This is a genomic window from Aquimarina sp. RZ0 (assembly GCF_008370685.1).
Taxonomy (GTDB): Bacteria; Bacteroidota; Bacteroidia; order Flavobacteriales; family Flavobacteriaceae; genus Aquimarina.
Window position 1 is genome coordinate 1 of the sequence record NZ_VTZU01000134.1, and the last position, 6,800, is coordinate 6,800.

At 31.2% G+C, this 6,800-nt stretch carries 9 protein-coding genes; 8 read left to right on the forward strand and 1 reads right to left on the reverse strand.

Translation table 11 applies throughout. The features are described 5' to 3' along the window. The first annotated feature begins 189 nt into the window (after positions 1–189). Positions 190–723 (forward strand): mechanosensitive ion channel family protein, encoded by a 534-nt coding sequence (locus tag F0000_RS26135; RefSeq protein WP_149627650.1) that lies wholly within the window; start codon positions 190–192, stop codon positions 721–723. Positions 724–782: 59 nt separating this feature from the next. Here F0000_RS26135 and F0000_RS26140 read toward each other — a convergent pair whose 3' ends face one another. Beyond that, a complete protein-coding gene (locus F0000_RS26140; RefSeq protein ID WP_149627651.1) occupies positions 783–1,304 on the reverse strand; it encodes a DUF3124 domain-containing protein in 522 nt (173 codons plus the stop codon). Positions 1,305–1,427: 123 nt separating this feature from the next. Here F0000_RS26140 and corA point away from each other — a divergent pair, with 123 nt between their 5' ends. From corA to F0000_RS26175, 7 genes are all read left to right on the forward strand, one after another. Further along, positions 1,428–2,516 (forward strand): magnesium/cobalt transporter CorA, encoded by a 1,089-nt coding sequence (gene corA, locus F0000_RS26145; RefSeq protein ID WP_149627652.1) that lies wholly within the window; start codon positions 1,428–1,430, stop codon positions 2,514–2,516. Between the two features lie 206 nt (positions 2,517–2,722). Then, complete coding sequence (locus tag F0000_RS26150) at positions 2,723–3,037, forward strand: lipopolysaccharide assembly LapA domain-containing protein (RefSeq protein WP_149627653.1); 315 nt, start codon at positions 2,723–2,725, stop codon at positions 3,035–3,037. 31 nt (positions 3,038–3,068) lie between these two features. After that, positions 3,069–3,557 (forward strand): Dps family protein, encoded by a 489-nt coding sequence (locus tag F0000_RS26155; RefSeq protein WP_255452907.1) that lies wholly within the window; start codon positions 3,069–3,071, stop codon positions 3,555–3,557. Between the two features lie 501 nt (positions 3,558–4,058). Continuing rightward, the gene (locus tag F0000_RS26160) at positions 4,059–4,700 is read left to right on the forward strand and encodes a nitroreductase family protein (RefSeq protein WP_149627655.1); all 642 of its coding nucleotides are present in this window, start codon (positions 4,059–4,061) and stop codon (positions 4,698–4,700) included. A gap of 51 nt (positions 4,701–4,751) precedes the next feature. Beyond that, entirely contained in the window at positions 4,752–5,588 is an 837-nt protein-coding gene (locus F0000_RS26165) for a formate/nitrite transporter family protein (protein ID WP_149627656.1), read from the forward strand. Between the two features lie 22 nt (positions 5,589–5,610). Continuing rightward, positions 5,611–5,910 (forward strand): HPF/RaiA family ribosome-associated protein, encoded by a 300-nt coding sequence (locus F0000_RS26170; RefSeq protein ID WP_149627657.1) that lies wholly within the window; start codon positions 5,611–5,613, stop codon positions 5,908–5,910. Between the two features lie 17 nt (positions 5,911–5,927). Then, a complete protein-coding gene (locus F0000_RS26175) occupies positions 5,928–6,608 on the forward strand; it encodes a type 1 glutamine amidotransferase domain-containing protein (protein ID WP_149627658.1) in 681 nt (226 codons plus the stop codon). Positions 6,609–6,800: the final 192 nt, after the last annotated feature.

Here is a 6,800-nt window from a genome sequence, read left to right on the forward strand (position 1 = left end):
TCTTCCCAGTCATAAACTGTTCTAGAGCTTTCTTTTCTAATTCTTGCTGTTCTGTCTTTGTCATCTTATCTGAATAATGTGTAAATTAAAAATTTAGTATTCAGACAAGGTTATATTTACACTCTCCAGACGTTCGATATTTTTGTAGCCAACGAATGATATTTTTTAACTAAATTTAATACATCTTTTATGTTCATATATAAACAAGAATTATTACTAACCTCCATATTGTTCGTTATGCTGATTTTGGTCGTATTTATTACCAAAAGGGCAATTAAGAGGTTTAGCTTTGTGAAAGTAATTGATATAAATCGAAGAAAAGTAATATTTAATGTAAGTTATCTTTTTATATATATAGCAGGAGGTTCTTTTTTGGCTATCATTTGGGGTGTAGATCATAAGCAATTTGTAGTATTCATTTCTTCAATTTTGGCAGTTTTAGGTGTTGGTTTTTTTGCGCAATGGTCAATTCTATCTAATTTAACCGCAAGCGTAATTTTATTTTTTAGTCACCCTATGCGAATTGGTGATAGAATTAAGGTTTTAGATAAAGATTTTAACTGGAGTGGAGAAGTTAAAGACATCACGGGGTTTTATCTTTTTATGAAAACAGATGATGGATGTGATATCACACTTCCTACATCCCTTGTAATGCAAAAAGGTATTGAGATTTTAGGAAAAGAAAAAACTCAATTAGAAGAACCTAAAAAACAATCTTCGTAAACCAATGTTTAAGTAGGTAATAATTAAAAAAAAGTAATTTGTTACGTATTATCAAGCTTCTATTCTGAAACAACAACTCCATCAGTAGTGAATGCAAATCCTTGTTGACCAGAGATACCAACCATAACTCCTTGAAAAATTGGCTTAATATTTTTATTAGCCCCCCAAATAATCAAAAAATTAGCCCCACTTCCGCCTAAAGTATCTTTCTCTTCAATTACATACTCTATGGACTCTAGCGGTTTAAGATAAATAGGTTGTTTAATATAACTTCTTACAAAATCTCCCTGAGTATTATAATAATCAGCATTTTTGATAAATAATGAATCTTTAGGGCTCGTATTTCTAATACTCAAGGTAGCTGTAAGTAAAAATCGATAGTCTTTGGTCTTATTATAAATATCAGAATAAATTGGGACATATATTTGTTGTTTTATCGGGTAACTAAAACTTTCATTATCCTCAATTGTATTTTCTTTAAGTATTCCTTGTTCTAATTGTTTGTTAGGGTTTGGTTTATTGCATCCTGATAAAGCAAGAAAAAAAATTGATATAGCACAAAAGCTTTTATAAACATCCATAATCCGAAATAATTACCATTAATTTAGATGGAAATTACATTTTTTTATAATGTAACTAGGTATTGTTATCAAAATTTTAAACAAAACTTCTTTTTAATACATTTACAAAACAACCGTTACATTATGAAAAAGAATAAACCTATTCATAAAAAAAATAAAAAGCCGAAATCTTCTCAAAGTCTGGGTAAAGCTCCTGGAACTGTAGTATATATTGGTGAAAAAGAACACCTTGAGACCAAAATTGAGATTCAGGATTACACAAAGGATGCTCACAATATTTCTGAAACAGACAATATTGAAGATGTATTTACTTTTAAAGGTAATGATCGTGTAACCTGGATCAATGTAAATGGTCTAAATCACACCAAAGAAATTATCAACATCGGTGAATTTTATGGACTACATCCTCTAATTCTGGAAGATATAGTAAATACTGATCAGCGACCAAAGATAGATGAATACGAAAACTATATCTTTTTGGTGCTAAAAATGATGTATTTTAATAAAGAAAAAGAATTTATTGTAGAGCACATTTCTATAGTATTAGGAAAGGATCATGTCATTACTTTTCAAGAATCTGACGAAGATATTTTTGATCCTGTAAGAATTCGAATAACGAATGCTAAAAGCAGAATTCGAAACTCTGGAGCAGGGTATCTTGCCTATTCTTTACTTGATGCTATTTTTGACAATTACTTTGTAGTTATTGATGACCTTGGTGATAAAGTAGAACAATTAGAAGAAGAGTTATTTAATGAAAAAGAAGGAGATCATATCACACAAGAAATACAATCCCTTAAACGCGAAATCTTACGCATAAGAAGAAGTATTTTACCACTTAGAGAGGTTATCGGCAGGATTGTTAAATCTGACACCACTCTGATCCTAGAAAAAAACAAAGACTATTACAGGGATTTGTATGACCACATCATTCATATACAAGAGAATATTGATGTTTATCGAGAAATGATCTGGGGACTCATGGATATGTACATGACCACCATCAGTAATAAAATGAACGGTATAATGAAGGTATTAACCATTATAGCGACCATATTCATTCCTCTAACTTTTATTGCAGGAATATACGGAATGAACTTTGAGCATATGCCTGAACTTAAATATCGATATGGATATCACGCCTTAGTGAGTATTATGATTATCATTTTTATTGGGCTATTGATTTTCTTTAGAAAAAAGAAATGGTTATAGCCTTATACCGTATAGCTTGATAATTACTTACAAAACATCTATTTATTAACGTACAATATCTTGTTGCATTTGAGGTACTATTTTGCTCAAATGCGTTAACATAATCTATAGAATTTCATTTACTTACATATACTAATCAACCTATGTTTGAATTTTTTTTCAAAACTTAGTTGATTAAAATTTAAGTGTAAGGTAAAAATATAGAAATGAAGAAACTAGTTATGTTAGTTGTAGCGGCAATATTATTGATAGGTATTACCATTTTTACATTACAAAATTCTCAAGTAGTAGCCATTCAACTATTTTTTTGGGAAGCTGAAGCATCTTTATCCATGATTCTGTTTACTACATTTTCGACAGCTATTTTAGTTACAGTAGTAACTATTATACCAACGATCTATCATTTAAAAAAGCTTAGAGATCAATCTCAAAAAAAAGTAAAATCACTAATAAAGGAAAATGAAACGTTATCAGAACCTGAAGCAAAAAACATACTATCTGAAGGACAGGTAGAAAAATAATCTAAAACATAAAATGAATATGTCAGAAACAATGAAAAAACAAAAATCTTATAAAAAATTAGGATTCACCTATTTGGAAACTGCAGAAATAGTTGTATCCCTAAATCAACTATTATCAAATTATATTGTGCATTATCATAAGTTGAGGATGTTTCATTGGAATGTGGAAGGAGGAGACTTTTTCGAGTTACATGAACAATTTGAAATTGAATATAATGAAGTAAAATCACAAATAGATATTCTTGCCGAACGCATTAGGGTATTCGGTTTAAAACCAAAAAACACTCTAAAACAGCATATAGCTCTATCTCAAATTGAAGAAGTAGAGGGAGAATTGATTCCAATAGCAATGGTTCAAGAAATCTTAAAAGATTTTAACGTACTGCACCATGCTTTATTAGACCTTATCGACGACGCTCTAAACACGGGAGATTCTGCTACAGAAGAATTAGCTACAGAATTTTTAAGAAGATTAGAAAAGAGACACTGGATGTTTACTGCCTGGTCTAAATCATCATAAAATTTAGATATTAGGAAAAATAAAGCAGACTGATAAAAAAAGAATAGTCCATTACAGAAAATAGGCTTCAGAGTATTATAAAATAGTCAGTGTTTTTTTATAATACTCCTCTATTTGTTCTACATTAGCCTATAGATCGTTCATCATATAATTAATTGCATTGTAAATGAAAAATAAAAATAACATTCAAAGACCAGGTTTGCGTAGAAAAAAATTTGGAAGTAAAGCATTTTTAAGAAATGTTAGAAAAAAAATAGGTAAGATCACGAAACCCCAAAAAATTACAATACTATAAACCTCAATAATCTCTTCGTTAAAAATTTAATTGCTGATATCAATTTTGATGATTTTAAAAAAGATTTTTTATAACTACTAAAAAAGTATCTAAAATCAAAGTCTCCTTTTTTAATCAGCACTGTTTAAAAATGTATACGAGTTAAGGACTAAACGTTTTGAGTTAAATTCTTTCTTCAGCTAAAAGTATCTTTAAAATAAAAAGAAATGACAAAAGAAGTTGTTGAAATGAAAGACACAAAGTTTGAAATACTCCCTATTTTAAGGGAAAGTTATAGTCCAATAATATTTTCAGAAATTCCAATTACAGAGCCTGAGCTAAGATCTATTTTCGAAGCCGGAAGATGGGCATCAAGTTCTTACAATCGACAACCATGGAGGGTAATCTGGGGCATAAAAGGTAGTAAGACCTATGATAGAATTTTTAGTTGTCTAAGTGAATTTAATCAGTCTTGGGCAAAAAACGCCCCTTTATTACTACTAAATGCTTACAAAACAACAACTGAAGACGGTAAAGAAAACTTCCACGCATTACACGATTTGGGTTTGTTTATGGGAAATGCCTCAGCACAAGCACAACACCTTGGTATAGCCTTACATCAGATGGCTGGAGTAGATCATAAAAAAGCCAAAAAAGAATTTAAATTTCCTGAAGAGTTTCACGTAGCTACTGCAGTTGCAGTGGGTTATTACGGCGGAAACACAAATGATTTACCAGAGAATTTAAGGGATGAAGAAAAACCTGAAAATAGAACAAGAATGTTGCAACGAGAATTTACCTTTAATGGCAATTATATGAACGAACCTGGGTTAGACTCTTCTAAAAGTGGATTAAACAACTCTAAATAGGGGCTTACAAAAAAGATTAATAATTGAGAATAATCACTTAGAAGAAAGAATATGATAGAAGATCAAGAATTGAAAATTGATAAAGATATAAAAAGCGAATCTGCAGAAAATTCACCCATGTCACATTCTGAAATCTTGCGAGAACAAGTATCGGAAGCATTAGTCATTTATGACAAAACAAACTCAAGTATTCTATTGAGTTCATTCTCTGCGGGCTTAGAAATTGGGTTTAGTTTTCTACTCATCTGTGTAATGACGGCTTTTTTTACTAATGGAACAAATAGCGCTGTAGTATGGAAGATAAATGCACTGGTTTATCCTGTTGGATTTATTCTTGTTGTTTTAGGAAAATCCATGTTATTTACTGAGCAAACATCTTTGCTTACACTACCTGTATTAAATAAAAAATCAAAAATAATAGATCTTTTCAGGTTATGGGGATTAGTACTTACAGGTAATATTTTTGGAGGAATGTTAATAAGCATAGTTGCTATTTGGATTGGTCCCAAATTAGGGATTTTTGATATAAAAATTATTGAAAAAGTTTCAGAACACGTGCTTCATAGTGATCTTACTGTGATATTCGTAAGTGCGATATTAGCAGGTTGGTTAATGGGTTTGCTATCCTGGCTACTTACCTCCTCAGATAGTACGATTAGTAGAATTTTGGTTATTTATATCATTACAGCAGTAATTGGTGCTATGGGTTTACATCATAGTATTGTAGGGAATATTGAGGTTTTCTCAGGACTAATCGTATCAAAAAATATCACAATCATAGACTATCTTTCCTTTCAGGGAATTGCGATTGTAGGAAATGCTATAGGTGGAGTGGTATTTGTAGCCTTATTGAAATACAAAGCTTTTGCCTACAACGGTAACAATTAATAAATACAAAAAATAAAAATAAATGAAAACAGTTTTTGAATACACTAATGTAAGTGCAAGTGATCGATTAGAATCATTTCTAGAAGAAAAATTAGGCAATTTATCTAATAAGTATCCTTTCGTAATTCGTGCAGATATCTTCTTTAAAAAAGAGAACAGAGATGACAACTCTGGACACATTTGTGGTATCCGATTAAGTGCTCCGGGACCAAGATTGTACGCCTCATCTGATAAAGTAAGTTTTGAGGAAGCAATTACCGAAACTATTAGAGACCTCAACGATCAATTAGAAAGAAGGAAAGACAAAATGAAAACTTATTAAAATTAAAAATAACAAAGATGAAATTTCTATTCGTATTAACATCACACGACAAACTCGGAGATACTGGAGAAAAAACAGGGTTTTGGATTGAAGAGTTCGCGGCCCCCTATTATTATCTTACCGACAAAGGTGCAGAAGTTACGTTAGCATCCCCAAAAGGAGGCCAACCTCCTATAGACCCGAGCAGCGACAAGCCGGAAAATCAAACGGAAGCTACGAAACGCTTCCATAATGATAAAAAGTTACAGGAAAAACTGAGTAAAACTTTACAACTTTCTGAAGTTAAAGAAAAGAATTATGATGCCATTTTCTACCCTGGTGGTCATGGTCCTTTATGGGATCTTGCCAATGACAAAGATTCTATTAAGTTATTGCAATCATTCTACGAAAGTAATAAACCCACAGGTTTGGTATGCCATGCACCTGCAGCTCTAAAAAACGTAAAAACTAGTGACGGTGAATTTCTTGTAAAAGGCAAAAATGTAACCGGATTTACCAATAGTGAAGAAGCAGCGGTTCAATTAACAGATGTTGTTCCATTTTTAGTAGAAGATATGTTAAAAAACAATGGAGGGAACTATAGTAAAGCCGATGATTGGCAACCTTATTCTGTACATGATGGAAACCTAATAACAGGACAGAACCCAGCATCATCGGAAGAGGTAGCTGAAAAACTATTTAATATGTTGAAGAATTAATTCTTTAACAACAAAGTATATCTTACAAAAAATGCAGGATTTAAAGCTCCTGCATTTTTTATGAGAATAGAGAGTGTAAATATAACCTTGTCTGAATACTAAATTTTTAATTTATACATTATTCAGATAAGATGACAAAGACAGAACAGCAAGAATTAGAAAAGAAAGCTCTAGAACAGTTTATGACTGGCA

Bases quoted from the DNA above. Each gene is read 5' to 3' on its own strand.
- F0000_RS26160 (WP_149627655.1), top strand. From the start codon at position 4,059: ATGACAAAAGAAGTTGTTGAAATGAAAGACACAAAGTTTGAAATACTC.
- F0000_RS26140 (WP_149627651.1), bottom strand. From the start codon at position 1,304: ATGGATGTTTATAAAAGCTTTTGTGCTATATCAATTTTTTTTCTTGCT.
- F0000_RS26150 (WP_149627653.1), top strand. From the start codon at position 2,723: ATGAAGAAACTAGTTATGTTAGTTGTAGCGGCAATATTATTGATAGGT.
- F0000_RS26175 (WP_149627658.1), top strand. From the start codon at position 5,928: ATGAAATTTCTATTCGTATTAACATCACACGACAAACTCGGAGATACT.
- F0000_RS26155 (WP_255452907.1), top strand. From the start codon at position 3,069: ATGAAAAAACAAAAATCTTATAAAAAATTAGGATTCACCTATTTGGAA.
- F0000_RS26135 (WP_149627650.1), top strand. From the start codon at position 190: ATGTTCATATATAAACAAGAATTATTACTAACCTCCATATTGTTCGTT.
- F0000_RS26165 (WP_149627656.1), top strand. From the start codon at position 4,752: ATGATAGAAGATCAAGAATTGAAAATTGATAAAGATATAAAAAGCGAA.
- F0000_RS26170 (WP_149627657.1), top strand. From the start codon at position 5,611: ATGAAAACAGTTTTTGAATACACTAATGTAAGTGCAAGTGATCGATTA.
- corA (WP_149627652.1), top strand. From the start codon at position 1,428: ATGAAAAAGAATAAACCTATTCATAAAAAAAATAAAAAGCCGAAATCT.